The following is a 17268-nucleotide window of genomic DNA, read 5'->3' on the forward strand; positions in this document are numbered from 1 at the left end:
CCGGGGCGGATCGCGTAAAAGAGGAGTATCCGCATGGCGAAGATCCTGGAGTTCGAGGAGGACGCTCGCCGGGCTCTTGAGCGCGGCGTCAACGCTCTCGCGGACGCCGTCAAGGTGACGATCGGCCCGCGCGGCCGCAACGTCGTCATCGACAAGAAGTTCGGCGCGCCGACGATCACCAACGACGGCGTCACCATCGCCCGCGAGGTGGAGCTGGAGGACCCCTACGAGAACCTCGGGGCCCAGCTCGCCAAGGAAGTGGCGACCAAGACCAACGACATCGCGGGCGACGGCACCACCACGGCGACCGTGCTCGCGCAGGCGATGGTCCGGGAGGGCACCCGCAACGTGGCGGCCGGCGCGTCCCCGCTCTCGCTGAAGCGCGGCATCGACGCGGCCGCCCAGTACGTGTCCGACCAGCTCCTCAAGTCGGCCCGCGAGGTCGAGGAGAAGGGCGAGATCGCGCACGTCGCGACCATCTCCGCGCAGGACGCGCAGATCGGCGAGCTCATCGCCGAGGCGTTCGAGAAGGTCGGCAAGGACGGCGTCATCACCGTCGAAGAGGCCCACACCATGGGCCTCGAACTGGAGTTCACCGAGGGCCTCCAGTTCGACAAGGGCTACCTGTCGCCGCACATGGTCACCGACCACGAGCGCATGGAGGCCGTCCTCGAGGACGCCTACGTCCTCATCGTGGACGGCAAGATCTCCAACGTGCAGGAGTTCCTGCCGCTGGCCGAGAAGGTCGCGCAGACCAAGAAGCCGCTGCTCGTCGTGGCCGAGGACGTCGAGGGCGAGGCCCTGGCGCTGCTCGTCGCCAACAAGATCCGCGGCACGTTCCTGTCGGTGGCCGTGAAGGCCCCCGGCTTCGGCGACCGCCGCAAGGCGATGCTGGGCGACATGGCCACCCTCACCGGCGGCCAGGTCGTGTCCGAGGCCATCGGCCTCAAGCTCGACTCGATCGGCATCGAGGACCTCGGCCGCGCCCGCCGCATCACCGTCACCAAGGACGCCACCACGGTCGTCGACGGTGAGGGCGCCGCGGACGAGATCAACGCGCGCATCAACCAGATCAAGGTCGAGATCGAGAACAGCGACTCCGACTGGGACCGCGAGAAGCTGCAGGAGCGGCTGGCCAAGCTGGCCGGCGGCGTCTGCGTGCTGCGCGTCGGCGCCGCCACCGAGGTGGAGCTGAAGGAGAAGAAGCACCGCCTCGAGGACGCCATCTCGGCGACCCGCGCGGCGATCGAGGAGGGCATCGTGTCCGGCGGCGGCAGCGCGCTGGTGCACGTCGCCAAGGAGGGCTTCGAGGCCCTCGGCCTGTCCGGAGACGAGGCCACCGGCGCGGAGGCCGTCCGCCGCGCGCTGGACGAGCCGCTGCGCTGGATCGCCGAGAACGCCGGCCAGGAGGGCTACGTCGTCGTCTCCAAGGTGCGCGAGCTGAAGGCCGGTCACGGCTACAACGCCGCGACCGACGAGTACGGCGACCTGATCGGCCAGGGCGTCATCGACCCGGTGAAGGTGACCCGCTCCGCGGTCACCAACGCCGCCTCGATCGCGGGCATGCTCCTCACCACCGAGGCGCTCGTCGTCGAGAAGCCGGAAGAGGCCGAAGAGCCCGCCGGCGGTCACGGCCACGGCCACGGCCACGGCCACTGACCTCTGTCCGGCCGGGGCGCCGCACCACGTGCCCCGGCCGGAGGGGCCGTCCTTTCGCACCGCGAACCCCCGCCCATCCGGGCCGGGGGTTCGCGTTGTTTCCAGCCCCCGAAACCTCCTCGTCGGTGCACTCATCGTCTTTTGATGCGCAATGAGCTGTTTATCGCTCTATGTGGTGGTGAAGATTTCGTGACACCGGGCAGCGGAATGAGTGCGTGGCGTAGTAATGCCAGGTTCGCTCCAGCACTGTGACCATTCCGTTGTAATCGACGGGGCAGACACGCCCGGCGGTGCTGGGCATCATGCTTGACGTGACCGAGGGATGCTACGCCGGGACCATGACCGCGCGCGCTGCCGAACCCTCGGGAGGGCCCGCCCCTCCACCGCCCCGCGACACCGGCCGCGGGACGGCACGGGCGCTGCGCGCGGCGCACGCCGGCGACGGCGACCTCAGGGAGCTGACGAACCTCGCCGTCCAGGGCGATCCGGGCGCCATCGAGGTTCTCATCGCCGAGGTGCGCCCCATGATCGTCCGGTACTGCCGGGCCCGGCTCGGCCGGGTCTCCGGGCAGTACCACATCGCCGACGACGTGGCCCAGGAGGTCTGCATCGCCGTCCTGTCGGCCCTGCCCCGCTACCGCGACATGGGCCGCCCCTTCGCCTCCTTCGTCTTCGGCATCGCCTCGCACAAGATCGCGGACGCGCTGCGCAGCGCGGTCCGCGCGGCCGTCCCCACCGAGGACCTGCCGGACGGTCCCGACGACCGTCCCGGCCCCGAGGAGACGGTGGTCCGCTACATCGAGGCCCAGCGCGCCCGCGACCTGCTGACCCGGCTGCCCGAACACCAGCGCGAGCTGGTGCTGCTGCGGGTCGTCGCGGGACTGTCGGCCGAGGAGACCGGCAACGTCCTCGGCATGTCCGCGGGCGCGGTGCGGGTCGCGCAGCACCGGGCCCTCACCCGGCTCCGCGCGATGGCCAGAGAGGAGTCGATCGCTTGACGGAGCGAGGCCCCCTCACCGGCGTCGGGGGCGCCCCGAATCCGGCCGAGCCCTCGCACTCCGGTGACGCCACGGCACCGGCGGCCCGGCCGCCGTCCGCCCTGCCCGCGGCGGACCTCGCCGCGGTCCGTGCGACGGACGCCCTCGTCGAGTCGCTGGCGGCGCGGCGCGTGCCCGGGGCGGGCGCACGCCCCGCCGACGACGCCGACCCCGCCGCGCGGCTGCTGCGCGCGCTGATCACCGACGTGGACGACCAGGCCGCCGGCCCCGCTCCGCCCGGCCCCGGCCCCGGCCCGCGCCGCCGCGGGCCGCGCACCATCGTCGCCCTGGGCGTGGCGGGTGCGGTCCTCGCCAGCACGGGAGTCGCGGCGGCGGGCGGCGGAGCGGTCGACCGCACCTCCGCCGCGCGGGCCCCGAGCTCGTCCGGGACGTCCGGCCCGCCGGGCGGCCGCGTGCCCGCCGACGTCGACGCCGGGACGCACGACCGTCCGGGCTCGTCCGTCCGCCCGGCGCAGGAGCCCGCGGCGCGGAGGCCGTCCCGCGACCTCGAGCGCGAGGACATCGGACGACTCAAGCGCCGCCTCGCGCACCTGCTCCCGCCCCGGGACCGCCGCGACCGCCCGGACGTCCCCACCGGGATCACGCGGAAGACGCCGTCCGCCCGCCCCGACGCCCGGCCGGACGACGACGCGCTCCGCCGCCTGGACGCGTTGCGCCGCGAAGCCCAGAAACGGGCCAACCGCTACGAGAACCCCGACTGGGACGGCTGACGCCGCCCTAGTTCTCGTCGTGGCCCTCTTCGCTGTCGATCACGCCGTCGACGTAGCCGCGGGCGTACTCCCAGCTCACGTAGTCGACGGGATCGGGGGAGAGGGCGGGTTCGTGGACGCGGGGGAGCCCCTGGTCCAGCAGGTGGCGCAGGTTGCCGTGGAGGAGTTCCCAGTCGATGTAGTGGAGCTTGCCGCAGTCTCCGCAGTCGACGGTGAGGCCGCGCACGCCGAGGGGCTCCAGCAGGGCGCGGAACACCTCGAGGTCGGCGAGATCGGCCAGCACGTCCTCCCGCTCCGTCACGCTGAGCGGAGCGGTCTCGTCGCCGGGGTCGCCCAGCGCCGCCGCCGGATCCTCCGGATCTCCGGCGAACGGGTCGAGCGGAGCGTCGTCGTGCACACACCCACGCTACTGCCGGACGCCCCGTAAGGTGCACCCCCCGGCCTCCTCTGTGCGCGAACAATCACGAAGCGTGCGCGGGCGCCGGGAATGCGAGGCGCCGCCCGGCGTGTTTCCCGATGTCACCAAGGCCACGTGCCCGCCGTGCGCAAGAGCCCGTCCCGCCGCCGGCGGACGCCCTACCATGGGAACAGGGTCCCCTGTGACCTGGCCCGATGCCGCGACCAATACGGGAAGGTTGTCATGAACCCCGCCGCCGAGCCCGACAAGTTCCTCCCGCAGGGCCTGACCTTCGACGACGTGCTCCTGCTGCCGGGCTACTCCGACCTGCAGCCCGGCGAGGCCGACACCACGACCCGGCTGACCCGCGAGATCTCGCTGCGGATCCCGCTCCTGTCGGCGGCGATGGACACGGTGACCGAGTCCCGGACGGCGGTCGCGATGGCGCGGCAGGGCGGGATCGGCGTCCTGCACCGGAACATGTCCATCGACGACCAGGCCGAGGAGGCCGACCGCGTCAAGCGGTCCGAGTCCGGGATGATCACCAACCCGGTCACCTGCCTGCCGGACGCCACGCTCGCCGACGTCGAGGAACTGTGCGCCCGCTACCGGATCTCGGGCGTGCCGGTCACCGACGTGCGCGGCGTATTGGTCGGCATCGTGACGAACCGGGACATGCGCTTCGAGTCGGACCTGTCCCGTTCGGTGCGCGAGGTCATGACCCCGATGCCGCTGATCACGGCGCCGGTGGGCGTGTCGCGGGACGACGCGTTCCGGCTGCTGGCGGGCAACAAGGTCGAGAAGCTCCCGCTCGTGGACGCCGACGGCCGGCTCAAGGGCCTCATCACCACCAAGGACTTCACCAAGAGCGAGCAGTACCCGGACGCCACGAAGGACGGCGACGGCCGGCTGCTCGTCGCCGCGGCCGTCGGCGTCGGCGAGGACGCGATCCGCCGCGCTCGCGCGCTGATCGAGGCCGGCACCGACGTCATCATCGTCGACACGGCGCACGGCCACTCCAAGGGCGTCGCCGACACGATCGCCACGATCAAGGGCAACGCGGGGGTCGAGGTCGTCGGCGGCAACGTCGCCACCAAGGCCGGCGCCCAGGTCCTGGTGGACGCGGGCGCCGACGCGATCAAGGTCGGGGTCGGCCCCGGCTCGATCTGCACCACCCGCATCGTCGCCGGCGTCGGCGTCCCGCAGATCACCGCGATCTACGAGGCGGCCCGCGCGGCGAAGGCCGCCGGCGTCCCGGTGATCGGGGACGGCGGCGTGCAGTACTCAGGCGACATCGCCAAGGCGCTGGTCGCGGGCGCCGACACGGTCATGCTGGGCAGCCTGCTCGCCGGCGTCGAGGAGTCCCCCGGCGAGCTGATCTTCGTCCACGGCAAGCAGTACAAGTCGTACCGCGGCATGGGCTCGCTCGGCGCGATGCGCAACCGCGAGCGCGGCGCCTCCTACTCCAAGGACCGCTACGCCCAGGCCGACGTCTCCGCCGAGGAGAAGCTGATCCCCGAGGGCGTCGAGGGCCAGGTCCCCTACCGCGGCCCGCTCGCGAACGTCGCGCACCAGCTCGTCGGCGGCCTCCACCAGTCCATGTGGTACGCCGGGACGCGCTCGATCCCCGAGCTCCAGGAGCGCGGCCAGCTGATGCGCATCAGCGTCGCCGGCCTCCGCGAAAGCCACCCGCACGACATCCAGATGACCGTCGAGGCCCCCAACTACCAGGGCCGCTGACCCACCGCCCCACCCACCGCCCAGGCGCCTCCACCGGCCACCGGCCACGGTCCGGCGTCCGGCGTGTGCTTGCTGGCGTCCACCGGTCGCTGTCTTCGGGACGTCCCGCTGCGCAGGTCGTGGCTGCGTCCTGCGCGCAATTCTCGTGTGGTGCGCGGTCGCGTCCGGCCAGGTCTCGGTCGCGGCGGGGGCTGACGTAAGCTCTTCCGGGGCCTGTTCCCGCGGTCGGCGGGAACAGCAGCAGGACGATGACCGGCGCGGCGCCGGGCGAGGAAGAGGGGCGCAGTGGCTGCTGAGGTGGAGATCGGCCGGGGCAAGAGCGGCCGCCGGGCGTACGCCTTCGACGACATCGGCATCGTGCCGTCCCGCCGGACGCGCGACCCCGAGGAGGTCAGCGTCGCCTGGCAGATCGACGCCTACCGGTTCGAGATGCCGCTGGTCGTCGCCCCGATGGACAGCGTCGTCAGCCCGGCCACCGCGATCGCCGTCGGACGGCTCGGCGGCCTCGCCGTCCTCGACCTCGAAGGGCTGTGGACGCGCTACGAGAACCCCGAGCCGCTCCTCGCCGAGATCGCCTCGCTGGACGACGTGCGCGCGACCCAGCGGCTCCAGGAGATCTACACCGAGCCGATCAAGGACGAGCTGATCGGCCGCCGGATCGAGGAGGTCCGGGACGCGGGCGTCACCGTCGCGGCGCGGCTGTCGCCGCAGCGCACCGCCCAGTTCCACAAGGCCGTCATCGACGCGGGCGTCGACCTGTTCGTCATCCGCGGGACGACGGTGTCGGCCGAGCACGTGTCCGGGCGCGCCGAGCCGCTGAACCTCAAGCAGTTCATCTACGACCTCGACGTCCCAGTGATCGTCGGCGGCTGCTCCACCTACACGGCCGCGCTGCACCTGATGCGCACCGGCGCCGCCGGCGTCCTCGTCGGGTTCGGCGGCGGCTCCGGGCACACCACGCGGACCGTCCTCGGCGTCGCCGTCCCGATGGCCACCGCGGTCGCCGACGTGGCCGCCGCCCGCCGCGACTACATGGACGAGTCGGGCGGACGGTACGTCCACGTCATCGCCGACGGGGGCATGGTCAACAGCGGCGACATCGCCAAGGCGTTCGCCTGCGGTTCCGACGCCGTGATGGTCGGCTCCCCGTTCGCCCGCTCCACCGAGGCGCCCGGACGCGGCTACCACTGGGGCAGCGAGGCGCACCACGGCGACGTCCCGCGCGGCACCCGCCTCGACCTCGGGACGATCGGGACGATGGAGCAGATCCTGCACGGGCCGTCCCATGTCGCGGACGGGTCCATGAACCTGATCGGGGCGCTGCGCCGCGCGATGGCGACCTCCGGTTACACGGAGTTGAAGGAATTCCAGCGGGTCCAGGTCGTGGTGGCCCCCCGCCGCTTCACCAACTGACCCGGCCCCCGCGGTCGTCCGGGCTCTCGGAGGGCCTGGAACCGAAGGCGTCCGGGGGCGGCCTTCCCAGGGGCCTCGCGGGCTCCGGACGTTTGCGGAGGAAGTCGGTCGTTCCCATGGTGGTGCTGTCCCTACTCTTGGGTAGGTAGTCGGAAACCGAACCGCTGTGGGGGGATACGCGATGACGGCATCACCGGTGACCGGTCTTGGAAGCTCCCGGCTTGGCCCGGCCGAACGGGCCGCGGCGCTCGACCGCATGGCCCGTGAGGAATTCGACGTCGTCGTCGTGGGCGGCGGCATCGTCGGCGCGGGCGCGGCGCTGGACGCGGCCACCCGGGGCCTGACGGTCGCGGTGGTCGAGGCGCGCGACTACGCGTCCGGGACGTCGTCGCGCTCGTCCAAGCTGATCCACGGCGGGCTGCGCTACCTGGAGCAGTACAACTTCGACCTCGTCCGGGAGGCGCTGACGGAGCGCAGCCTGCTCCTCCAGCAGATCGCGCCGCACCTGGTGAGGCCCGTCCCGTTCCTGCTGCCGACCACGCACCACGTGTGGGAGCGCGCGTACTTCGGCGCCGGAGTGGCCCTGTACGACCTGCTCTCGCTCCAGATGGGCAGCACCCGCGGCGTCCCGCACCACCGGCACCTGACCCGGCGCGGCGCGCTGCGGCTCGCGCCGTCCCTGCGCAAGGACTCCTTCACCGGCGCGATCCAGTACTGGGACGCGCAGGTCGACGACGCCCGCTACGTCATGACCGTGCTGCGGACGGCCGCGGAGTACGGCGCGCAGATCGCGTCCCGCACCCAGTGCCTCGGCTTCCTGCGCGAGGGGGAACGCGTCACCGGCCTGCGCATCCGCGACCTTGAGGGCAACACGACCAGCGAGGTGCGCGCGAAGCAGGTGGTGAACGCCACCGGCGTGTGGACGGACGACATCCAGGAACTCGTCGGCGGACGCGGCCAGATCCATGTGAAGTCGTCGAAGGGCATTCACCTCGTCGTCCCCAAGGACCGCATCCACTCCTCGACCGGGATCATCCTTCGCACCGAGAAGTCGGTCCTCTTCGTGATTCCGTGGGGCCGGCACTGGATCATCGGCACCACCGACACCGCATGGGACCTGGACAGGGCGCACCCTGCCGCGTCCAAGGCCGATATCGACTACGTCTTGGACCACGTCAACTCCGTCCTGAACACCCCCCTGACCCATGACGACGTCGAGGGCGTCTACGCGGGACTGCGCCCCCTGCTGACCGGCGAGACCGAGGAAACGTCCAAGCTCTCCCGCGAACACGTCGTGGCGCACCCCGTCCCGGGCCTGGTCCTGGTGGCCGGCGGCAAGTACACGACCTACCGCGTCATGGCCAAGGACGCCATCGACGCCGTCGCCCACGGCCTCGACGGCAAGGTCGCCGAATCCTGCACGGACCGCGTCCCCCTCGTCGGCGGCGACGGCTTCCAGGCCATGTGGAACGCCCGCCACCGCCTCGCGTCCCGGTCCGGCCTGCACGTCGCCCGCATCGAGCATCTCCTTCGCCGCTACGGCACTCTGGTGGACGACCTGCTCGGACTCGTCTCCGACAAGCCCGACCTGGCCAAGCCCCTCACCGGCGCCGACGACTACCTCCGCGCCGAGGTCGTCTACGCCGCCACCCACGAGGGCGCCCGGCACCTCAACGACGTCCTCGCCCGCCGGACCCGCATCTCCATCGAAACCTGGGACCGCGGCGTCGGCGTCGCCCAGGAGGCCGCCGACCTCCTCGCCCCCGTCCTCGGGTGGTCCAAGAAGCAGCGCGACCGCGAGATCGAGTACTACCGCAAGCGCGTGGAGGCCGAACGCGCCTCCCAGAGCCAGGACGGCGACCAGGAAGCCGACGCCCACCGCCGAGGCGCCCCCGACATCGTCCCCACCGCAACTCCCTGACGGCCCCCGCCTGACGGCCCCCGCCTGACGGCCCCCGCCTGACGGCACTGTGGCGCCGCTGGTCCGCCTCGTCCGGCTCCCGATGGCGGCGGACCGCAACCGCTGATGGGGCTTGCTCGTTGGTGCAGCGTGGCCTTGATTGCTTTCATGACGATTCCCGGTCTCGTGCTCGGACTGGTGGTTTTCGCCGTCCTCGACCGGGCGGGGCTGTGGGCGCACCGCAAATTCCGCCTGCCATGGCGGCGGGACGAGGCGGGACGCCCCGTCTCGGCGATCGCGGTCGGCGAACTGGACGCCTTCTTCCACGGGACGCACCGCCACCAGCAGGACCAGCGCAACTCCTCCCTCATGCTCCGGGACGAGGAGAACGACGCCGCACCCCCACGCACCCGCATCGACCTCACCACCGGAACCGCCCGAATCCACCGCCCCCCACACCGAGCCTGAAGACCCCCGCCCCAAAACGACACCCATGCCCCGCCGCCCCACGTAGTCCGTAAGAACGGGCGCGGCAAGGCCCCCGTCTGCCGGTGCGGGGTGCCGGAGTGGCGCTTGTGTGCGGTCTTCCGTGCCGGGTTTTGTGCGCGGGCATGGCCAGAGCCCCGCTGGCCGGTTCGTGGGGCGCCTGGGTGGCGCTGGTGTGCGGTCTTCCGTTTCGGGTTTGTGGCGGCGTGGCGAAGGCCCCCGCCGACCGTGTCGGGGGTGTCGTGCGGGGGCCGTAGGTCTTTCGTTCCGGGTTGTGGGCGGGTGTGGCGGAGGCCCCCGGTGGCCGGTGTGGAGGGGGCCGGAGGGGTGGGTTAGGTGGGGTGGTTGGGGTGGGGGGCTTGCATTAGGGATTTGCCGGTTTTGTAGAGGTCGGCGGGGACGCGGGCCGGGTCCAGGAGGTGTTGGAAGGCCAGGCCGACGTCGAGGGCCATGGTGAGGGTGGCGCGGTCGGCGGGGGCTATGCCGTCCGCCGGGTCTAGTTCGCTGGCGAGTTGGGCGCGGCGGTCGGCGTACCAGTCGGCGATGCGCCAGCCGGCGGCGTAGTCGCGCATGCCGTAGAGCCAGAACTCGACGAGGAGCAGGGCGAGGCGGCGGGGGCCGTCATCGGCGTCGTGGCGGGAGGAGCGGCCGGTGTGGTCGGCTTCCTCTCCGGCGGCGTGGAGCTCGTCGCAGACGTCGGGGCCGGTGCGGTCGCTGGTGATGCGTTCCATCAGGGCGAGCAGCAGGTCGGTCTTGCCCGCGAAGTTGGAGTAGACGGCGCCCTTGGTGAGGCCGGCGGCGGCCGCGATGTCGTCGAGCGAGGCGCCGTGGATGCCGCGCTCGGCCCAGAGGCGTTCGGCGGCCGTGAGCAGGGCGGTGCGGGTCTGCTCGCGCCGGTCCCGGCGCGGCCGCGGGCCGCCGGCCCCCCTCGTGGCGGCCTCGGGCCGATTGTCCCCGTGGGCGTCCCTCATTCGTTGTTCCCTCCGTGTCCGAGACGCGCGTCCCCCGCGGGTGCGCGTCCGGCCCCTCCCTGTGCGGTACGCGCGGCCCCGTTATCGAGCGTGCGTCAGTCCCTCCCGTGTGCGGCGCGCGTCCCCCGCCGGCCCGACAGCGGCAGCGGACGGTCGGACGGCGGTTCGCGCGCCGAGATTCTCTCCTGCCCTTCGGAATACACCGGTCGGACATGGTCAGTCTTCGAGTTGCGCAATTCCGGCCCGCTTGGAACGCTCCGTTCGGCCTCCGGTTGTCATCCGGCGACGGGGTACGGCGTGATCAGGTGGGGGATATCACGGCATGTAGCGCGTTACTTGCGGGTAGCCAAAGATGGGCGGGTGGTCATACCCTGCCTGCATGGCATCACCCACGGTCCCTGCCAAAGGCGCGGCAGAGCACGAGCTCCCCCAGACCCTGATCGACCGGCTGGCCTCCCACGTCGCCTCGGACGGCGCCGAGAGCGCGACGATCCCCAGCCCGTTCACCGGCGAGCCCCTCGCGACCGTTCCGATCTCCAAGGCCGACGACGTCCGCAAAGCCTACGAGCGCGCCAGGGCGGCGCAGCGGGCCTGGGCGGAACTGCCGGCCGGGGAGCGGGTCAAGCCGTTCCTGAAGCTGACCGAGGCGCTGGTCGACCGGCGCGACGAGATCCTCGACATCATCCAGCTGGAGACCGGCAAGGCGCGCCGTCACGCCATGGAGGAGTTCCTCGACGTGGCGCTGTGCTCGCTGTACTACGCCCGGCGGGCCCCGAAGCTGCTGAAGCCGAAGCGCCGGCAGGGCATGATGCCCGCCCTGACGCGCGTGCGCGAGCTGCGGCACCCGAAGGGCGTCGTGGCGCTGATCGCCCCCTGGAACTACCCCTTCGCGCTGGGCGCCAGCGACATCGCGCCCGCGCTGATGGCGGGCAATGCCGTCATCCACAAGCCGGACACCCAGACGTGCCTGTCCAGCCTGTGGGTGCTGGACCTGCTGGTCTCGCTCGGGCTGCCCAAGGACCTGTGGCAGATCGTCGTCGGGGAGCCGTCCGAGATCGGCGACCCGCTGGTGGAGAACGCCGACTACGTCTCGTTCACCGGGTCGACGCGCGGCGGCAAGGCGATCGCGGAGAAGGTCGCGTCGCGCCTCGTCGCGTACTCGCTGGAGCTCGGCGGCAAGAACCCGATGATCGTCCTGCCGGACGCCGACGTCGAGCGGACCGCGCGCGGCGCCGTCCGCGCGTGCTTCACCAACGCCGGTCAGCTGTGCATCTCGATCGAGCGGATGTACGTCCACGAGGACGTCTACGACCGCTTCGTCCCGCGGTTCGCCGAGCTGGTCAAGGGCATGAAGCTCGGCACCGGCCTCGACTTCGACGCCGAGATGGGCTCGCTGACCCACCAGCGCCAGCTGGAGGCGGTGAACCGGCACGTCGACCAGGCCGTCAAGGAGGGCGCGACCGTCCTCGCCGGCGGCAAGGCCCGGCCCGACGTGGGCCCGCTGTTCTACGAGCCGACGATCCTCGCGGACGTCAACGGCGACATGGACCTGTGCGCGAACGAGACGTTCGGCCCCGTCGTCGCGGTCTACAAGTACCGGGACGAGGACGAGGTCGTCGCCCGCGCCAACGACACCCCGTACGGGCTGAACGCGTCGGTCTGGACGAAGAACCCGGCGCGGGGCCGCCGCCTCGCCGCCCGCATCCAGGCGGGGACCGTCAACATCAACGACGGCTACGGCGCCGCGTACGCGTCCTACGACTCCCCGATGGGCGGGATGAAGCAGTCCGGGGTGGGGCGCCGCCACGGGGCGGAGGGCCTGCTGAAGTTCACCGAGGTGCAGACCATCGCGAGCCAGCACTTCATGGACCTCGAACCTCCGGGCTCCATCGCCTACGACAGGTTCGCCGGCCTCATGGCGAACGGCATCAAGCTGATGAAGAAGCTGCACATCAAGTAGGGATCGTCCGTGAAGCATGACTTCGACGTGCTCGTCGTCGGGTCGGGATTCGGCGGCAGCGTCTCGGCGCTGCGGCTGACCGAGAAGGGCTACAGGGTCGGGGTGATCGAGGCGGGACGCCGCTTCGACACGAACCCGTCGGGCGCGCCCGGGGCCCGCTACCCGGAGCTGCCGAAGACGAACTGGCGCGTCGGGCGGTACCTGTGGGCGCCGGCGCTCGGCCTGACCGGCATCCAGCGGATGCACCTCATCCGCGGCGCGAAGTCGAGCCGTGTGATGGTGCTCGCCGGTGCGGGCGTAGGCGGCGGCTCGCTGAACTACGCCAACACCCTGTACGTCCCGCCGGAGCCGTTCTTCAAGGACCGGCAGTGGGCGCACATCACCGACTGGCAGGACGAGCTGGCGCCCTACTACGAGCAGGCCAAGCGGATGCTGGGCGTTGTCCAGAACACCACGACGACCGAGGCCGACAAGGTCATGAAGCGGGTCGCCGACCGGATGGGCAAGGGCGACACGTTCGTCAAGACCCCGGTGGGCGTCTACTTCGGGCGCGGCGGCGGAATCGAGAGCGCCGACCCGTACTTCGGCGGGGCGGGCCCGCGCCGGCGCGGCTGCCTTGAGTGCGGCGAGTGCATGGTGGGCTGCCGCCACGGCGCGAAGAACATGCTCACGGAGAACTACCTGTACCTCGCCGAGAAGGCCGGCGCCCGCGTGATGCCGCTGAGCCGCGTCACCTCGGTCAGGCCCCTGCCCGGCGGCGGGTACGAGGTCGACATCGTCCGGACCGGCTCGTTCGGCCGCAACCGCAAGACGCTCACCAGCGGCCAGGTGGTCTTCGCGGCCGGAACCTACGGGACGCAGAAGCTCCTGCACAAGCTCAGGACGACCGGGGCGCTCCCGCACCTGTCGGCACGCCTCGGCGCCCTGACCCGCACGAACTCCGAGGCGATCCTCGGCGGCGGCCGCCGCAACGGCAGCCCGGGCGCCGACTTCTCCGAGGGCGTCGCGATCACCTCGTCGTTCCACCCCGCCCCCGACACGCATGTCGAGCCCGTCCGCTACGGCCGGGGCTCCAACCTCCTCGCCGGCCTGCAGACCCTCCTCATCGACGGGGACCGGCCCGGTGAGAGGCACAGGCCCCGCATCCTGAAGTTCGCCCGCGAGGTGGTGCGCCGCCCCCGCGACGTCGTCCAGTTGCTGGACGTCCGGCACTGGTCGGAGCGGACGGTCATCGCGCTGGTCATGCAGACCCGCGACAACTCGATCACGCTGCGCCCGAAGAAGGGCCCGTTCGGCTGGGACGTCCGCGCGGCGGCCGGGCACGGCGAGCCGAACCCGACCTGGATCCCGGAAGGGCACGAGGCCACCCGCCGGATCGCCGAGGAGATCGGCGGCATCGCCGGCGGCACCTGGGGCGACCTGTTCGACGTGCCGATGACGGCCCACTTCCTCGGCGGCTGCGCCATCGGGGACTCCGCCGGCACCGGGGTGATCGACGCCTACCATCGTGTCTACGGGCACCCGGGCCTGCACATCGTGGACGGCTCCGCCGTGTCGGCCAACCTGGGCGTCAACCCGTCCCTGACCATCACCGCGCAGGCCGAACGCGCCATGTCGTTCTGGCCGAACCGCGCCGAGGACGACCCGCGCCCGGCCCTCGGCGCCCGGTACCGCCGCGTCGCCCCCGTCGCGCCGAAGAACCCGGCCGTCCCGGCCGAGGCTCCTGCGGCCCTGAGACTCCCCATCGTCGACATAACCTGACACATCTGCCCCCGACCGGATGCTGGAGTGAAGTGAGGGGCCGCGGCCTTCGGACGCACATCGCGGATGGGCCCCTCGTCTGCCCGGTCGGCCCGCCCTTCCGCCCGGACGGGCCGACTTGTTCCATCGTCGGGCCGGCGTGCGCGCCGTGGAAATAGAACGCGATTCTGTGGATAAGCCGCCGAGGTCCGGGCCTGGCGCACCAGATGCCACGATCTGGGCGTCGTGCGCGGAAACGACCTGGCCTGAATAGCGCGGCGAGCCCACCGCGGCGGGGGCCGCGGTGGGCTCGGCGTACGGACGGACGTTCAGGTCAGGCGCGGTAGGCGGCCCATTGGGACTGCATGCGCGCTGCCTGGCCCGGGGTGAACTCGTACATGCACGAGTCGTAGCTGTAGTCCATGAAGTTGTGGATGGGGTCGGCCCCCGGGGCGGAGCAGGTGTCGCGGCCGGTGGGGCAGCCCGAGGCGGGGCTCTGCTCGGCGGGGGTGTCGGAGACGCTGTCGCCCTGGCTGCCGCAGCCGCCCTGGAACGTGTGGTAGAGGCCCATCCAGTGGCCCACCTCGTGGGTGGCGGTGTCGCCTTCGTTGTAGTCGCCCAGAGCGCCGCCCGGCAGGCTCTGGTAGTGGATGACGACGCCGTCCATCGCGGGCTGGGAGCTGTAGCTGCTCGGGAACGTGGCCCAGCCGAGAAGGCTGTTGCCCAGGTCGGCGGTGTAGATGTTGAGGTCCTGTGCGTTCCCCGTGTGCAGGGCGCTCTTCATCTGGCTCTCGTAGCCCTCGGGGTCGGAGAACCAGGACGCGTTCTGCGTCCGCTTGATCTCCGACAGGGTGAACGTGACGCCGCTGTCGGCGTAGGCGTCGTTGAGGACGTTGAGTTGCTGCTGCAGCACCGTGTCGGAGACGTTGCCGGCGCTGCCGTAGACGACCTGGAAGTGCACTCTGACCGTCATGGCCGCGGCCGTGCGCGTCGTCTTGAGCTTGCTGACGCGGTTGTGGAAGTCCTTCTCCATCGCGGCGACCTTGGCCGCGCTGGGCTGGTTCCGTTCGGTGACCTGGGCGCCGGCGCGCACGCGGGCCTGGACGGGCTGGTCGGCGCACTGGGCGGCCGGGGTGGACGGTGCGGCGAGGGTGGCGGGGGCGGCGGGCGCGTACGCCGTGAAGGCGGCGGCCAAGCCGAGGACGGTGGCGATTCCGGCGCGTTTCATGGAACTCCTTGGGGGGCGGCGCGAGCGGGGGAGCGCGCGCTGGGGAGCGGAGTCATCGCTGGAACAAGGGTGGATCCGAACAAACGTCACGTCTTTGGCAAACCTGGACGAACAGGGACGGGCAACGCTGAATACGGCGCCCTAGCGCGGCGGCGTAGCGTGTCCCGCATGGACGTGAAGGGCGAGGCGGCGCGAGTTCTGGCGGAGCTGCACGCGCAGGCGGACCCGATGCGGGCCGAGAAGGAGAAGAGCTATCTGAAGAGCGATCTCGTGCACATAGGCGTGACCGTGCCGGCGCTCCGCAAAGTCGCCGTTTCGGCGGTCAAGGCCAAGCCGACACGGGAGGAAGTGCTGGCCCTGGCCCAGCTCCTCTGGGACGTGACCGACGAAGGACGCCCCGTGCACGAGGCCCGCATGGCGGCCATAGACGTCCTCGTCAAACGGTCGGCCCTACTAGAGCCCCGCGACCTCGGGATGGCCGAGCGGCTCATCCGCGACTCGGTGAGCTGGGTGTACGTCGACGTCATCGCGGACAAGGTCGTCGGCGGACTGGTCGTGAGACACCCGCACCTTGCGACGGTGTTGGACGCATGGGTCGCCGACCCCTACATGTGGATACGGCGCACGGCGGTGCTGGCACTGCTGCCAGGCGTCCGGACGGGAAACCCGGACCTGGAGCGAATCAGCCGGTTCGGAGACGCGCTGATAGGCGAGCGCGAGTTCTTCATCAGGAAGGCCCTGGGATGGGTCCTGCGGGAGCTGTCCAAGAAGGATCCGGCCTGGGTGGTGCAATGGGTCGAGCCCCGCCTCGACGCCATCTCGGGCGTGACGTTCCGCGAGGCCGTCCGACGCCTGCCCGCCGGGGAGGCGGCCAGGCTCAGCAGACCGTCCTAGGCGCGGTAGGCCGTCCACACCTCGTGCATACGGGCGCCCTGGCCCGTGGTGAAGGACGTCATGCACGTGTCGTAGCTGTAGTCCATGTAGTTGTGCACCGGGTCGACCCCGGGCGAGGGGCAGGTGTCCTTACCGGACGGGCAGCCGTTCGACGGATCCCGCTCGGGAGGAGTGTCGCCGACGCGGTCGCCCTGGCCTCCGCAGCCGTCCTGGAACGTGTGGTAGAGCCCGAGCCAGTGCCCCACCTCGTGTGTGGCGCTGAAGCCCTTGTTGAAGTTCTCTATGTAGCCGTTCGGCATGCTGCCGTAGTGGATGGTCACGCCGTCCATCTCGGGGTCGGCCTTGTACTTCCACGGGAAGGTCGACCAGCCGAGCAGATCGCCGCCGATGAAGGTGCTGTACAGGTTCAGCGTGCCCTTGCCGCCCTTGTGCAGCAGGGGCTTGTACGTGCCCTCGTAGCGCTCCGGGTCCTGGAACCAGGCGGCGTTGTCGGAACGGCTGATCTCGCGCAGTTCGAAGGAGACGCCTGTGTTCGCACCGCCGTTGCGCCCGCCGTAGGACGCGTTCATGGTGCCGATCTGGCGCTTGACCTCCGCGGTGGACACATTGCCCTTGGCCCCGTCGTGGATTACATGGAAGTAGACGGGGACCGTGATCTGGGCCGCCGAACGGACGTCGGCGTCGTCCGCCTGGTCATCCGCTCCCAGGCGGCCGAGGCCCAGCCCGTCCAGGATCTGGTCGAGGTGCTGCTCCACGGTGGCCGCCTGCGCCGGGGTCAGGTCGTTGCGCTCTATGCCGTGCCCACCCGTCCGTAGCCTCGCCTCCGGGTGCGTGCAGTCGTCCATGGACGTACGCAAGGGGGCGGCGGAAGGCCCGGACGGCGCGGCGGGCACGAGAGCGGCGAGCAGGACGGTGGCGGCGAGCAGCTTCACGGCACTCCTAAGGAGGTCGCTTGCGGACGGGACCCGTGCGGGCAGGCGCCTTCGACTACAGCACGTCATTAACTCGTATCAGAGCGTAGGGACGTGTTGGGCGTGATCAAGGTAAATGGATGCCGACCGTTATCGGCCAACCGCACCATGTGACCACCCTGCCGGGGGTGCGGCGCATCG

At 71.4% G+C, this 17268-nt stretch carries 14 protein-coding genes; 10 read left to right on the forward strand and 4 right to left on the reverse strand.

Going from position 1 to position 17268, the window contains the following annotated elements; all coding sequences use genetic code 11:
• The first annotated feature begins 33 nt into the window (after nt 1-33).
• The 3 genes from groL to ACA511_RS06620 all read left to right on the forward strand — a co-directional run bounded on the left by groL (nt 34) and on the right by ACA511_RS06620 (nt 3427).
• A complete protein-coding gene (gene groL, locus ACA511_RS06610; RefSeq protein WP_375023149.1) occupies nt 34-1659 on the forward strand; it encodes a chaperonin GroEL in 1626 nt (541 codons plus the stop codon).
• Nucleotides 1660-1997: 338 nt separating this feature from the next.
• Nucleotides 1998-2657: a sigma-70 family RNA polymerase sigma factor gene (locus ACA511_RS06615; RefSeq protein ID WP_375024691.1), complete on the forward strand. Its 660-nt coding sequence runs from the start codon at nt 1998-2000 to the stop codon at nt 2655-2657.
• Entirely contained in the window at nt 2654-3427 is a 774-nt protein-coding gene (locus ACA511_RS06620; RefSeq protein WP_375023150.1) for a hypothetical protein, read from the forward strand. The genes ACA511_RS06615 and ACA511_RS06620 overlap by 4 nt, the downstream gene beginning before the upstream one ends.
• 7 nt (nt 3428-3434) lie before the next feature.
• Here the strand turns inward: ACA511_RS06620 and ACA511_RS06625 are convergent, their stop codons facing one another.
• A complete protein-coding gene (locus tag ACA511_RS06625; RefSeq protein WP_375023151.1) occupies nt 3435-3824 on the reverse strand; it encodes a DUF5319 domain-containing protein in 390 nt (129 codons plus the stop codon).
• A 243-nt stretch (nt 3825-4067) separates the two neighbouring features.
• Between ACA511_RS06625 and guaB the strand changes: the two genes are divergently transcribed.
• The 4 genes from guaB to ACA511_RS06645 all read left to right on the forward strand — a co-directional run bounded on the left by guaB (nt 4068) and on the right by ACA511_RS06645 (nt 9345).
• Complete coding sequence (guaB, locus tag ACA511_RS06630) at nt 4068-5564, forward strand: IMP dehydrogenase (RefSeq protein WP_375023152.1); 1497 nt, start codon at nt 4068-4070, stop codon at nt 5562-5564.
• 297 nt (nt 5565-5861) lie between these two features.
• Nucleotides 5862-6977 carry a GuaB3 family IMP dehydrogenase-related protein gene (locus ACA511_RS06635; protein WP_375024692.1) on the forward strand — a complete coding sequence of 372 codons (1116 nt, stop codon included), beginning with the start codon at nt 5862-5864 and terminating at the stop codon, nt 6975-6977.
• A 181-nt stretch (nt 6978-7158) separates the two neighbouring features.
• The gene (gene glpD / locus ACA511_RS06640; protein ID WP_375023153.1) at nt 7159-8898 is read left to right on the forward strand and encodes a glycerol-3-phosphate dehydrogenase; all 1740 of its coding nucleotides are present in this window, start codon (nt 7159-7161) and stop codon (nt 8896-8898) included.
• A 147-nt stretch (nt 8899-9045) separates the two neighbouring features.
• Nucleotides 9046-9345, forward strand: a complete 300-nt coding sequence (locus tag ACA511_RS06645) for a DUF6191 domain-containing protein (RefSeq protein ID WP_375023154.1) — start codon at nt 9046-9048, stop codon at nt 9343-9345.
• 350 nt (nt 9346-9695) lie between these two features.
• On the opposite strand, the gene ACA511_RS06650 is transcribed toward ACA511_RS06645, so the two are convergent.
• Nucleotides 9696-10334 carry a TetR/AcrR family transcriptional regulator gene (locus ACA511_RS06650; RefSeq protein WP_375023155.1) on the reverse strand — a complete coding sequence of 213 codons (639 nt, stop codon included), beginning with the start codon at nt 10332-10334 and terminating at the stop codon, nt 9696-9698.
• Nucleotides 10335-10713: 379 nt separating this feature from the next.
• Here ACA511_RS06650 and ACA511_RS06655 point away from each other — a divergent pair, with 379 nt between their 5' ends.
• Complete coding sequence (locus ACA511_RS06655; protein WP_375023156.1) at nt 10714-12294, forward strand: succinic semialdehyde dehydrogenase; 1581 nt, start codon at nt 10714-10716, stop codon at nt 12292-12294.
• Nucleotides 12295-12303: 9 nt separating this feature from the next.
• Nucleotides 12304-14055, forward strand: a complete 1752-nt coding sequence (locus ACA511_RS06660) for a GMC oxidoreductase (RefSeq protein WP_375023157.1) — start codon at nt 12304-12306, stop codon at nt 14053-14055.
• Nucleotides 14056-14368: 313 nt separating this feature from the next.
• On the opposite strand, the gene ACA511_RS06665 is transcribed toward ACA511_RS06660, so the two are convergent.
• On the reverse strand, nt 14369-15262 hold the full coding sequence (locus tag ACA511_RS06665; RefSeq protein ID WP_375023158.1) for a zinc metalloprotease: 894 nt from the start codon (nt 15260-15262) through the stop codon (nt 14369-14371).
• 168 nt (nt 15263-15430) lie between these two features.
• Between ACA511_RS06665 and ACA511_RS06670 the strand changes: the two genes are divergently transcribed.
• On the forward strand, nt 15431-16156 hold the full coding sequence (locus tag ACA511_RS06670; RefSeq protein WP_375023159.1) for a DNA alkylation repair protein: 726 nt from the start codon (nt 15431-15433) through the stop codon (nt 16154-16156).
• Here the strand turns inward: ACA511_RS06670 and ACA511_RS06675 are convergent.
• Nucleotides 16153-17088, reverse strand: a complete 936-nt coding sequence (locus ACA511_RS06675) for a zinc metalloprotease (RefSeq protein WP_375023160.1) — start codon at nt 17086-17088, stop codon at nt 16153-16155. The genes ACA511_RS06670 and ACA511_RS06675 overlap by 4 nt on opposite strands.
• Between the last annotated feature and the right edge of the window lie 180 nt (nt 17089-17268).

The sequence above is a fragment of the Actinomadura sp. GTD37 genome, assembly GCF_041951365.1.
In the GTDB taxonomy this organism is placed as follows: Bacteria; Actinomycetota; Actinomycetes; order Streptosporangiales; family Streptosporangiaceae; genus Spirillospora.

Excerpts from the sequence above, each read along its gene's own strand:
- groL (WP_375023149.1), top strand. The coding sequence starts at position 34 with ATGGCGAAGATCCTGGAGTTCGAGGAGGACGCTCGCCGGGCTCTTGAG.
- ACA511_RS06615 (WP_375024691.1), top strand. The coding sequence starts at position 1,998 with ATGACCGCGCGCGCTGCCGAACCCTCGGGAGGGCCCGCCCCTCCACCG.
- guaB (WP_375023152.1), top strand. The coding sequence starts at position 4,068 with ATGAACCCCGCCGCCGAGCCCGACAAGTTCCTCCCGCAGGGCCTGACC.
- glpD (WP_375023153.1), top strand. The coding sequence starts at position 7,159 with ATGACGGCATCACCGGTGACCGGTCTTGGAAGCTCCCGGCTTGGCCCG.
- ACA511_RS06645 (WP_375023154.1), top strand. The coding sequence starts at position 9,046 with ATGACGATTCCCGGTCTCGTGCTCGGACTGGTGGTTTTCGCCGTCCTC.
- ACA511_RS06650 (WP_375023155.1), bottom strand. The coding sequence starts at position 10,334 with ATGAGGGACGCCCACGGGGACAATCGGCCCGAGGCCGCCACGAGGGGG.
- ACA511_RS06655 (WP_375023156.1), top strand. The coding sequence starts at position 10,714 with ATGGCATCACCCACGGTCCCTGCCAAAGGCGCGGCAGAGCACGAGCTC.
- ACA511_RS06665 (WP_375023158.1), bottom strand. The coding sequence starts at position 15,262 with ATGAAACGCGCCGGAATCGCCACCGTCCTCGGCTTGGCCGCCGCCTTC.
- ACA511_RS06670 (WP_375023159.1), top strand. The coding sequence starts at position 15,431 with ATGGACGTGAAGGGCGAGGCGGCGCGAGTTCTGGCGGAGCTGCACGCG.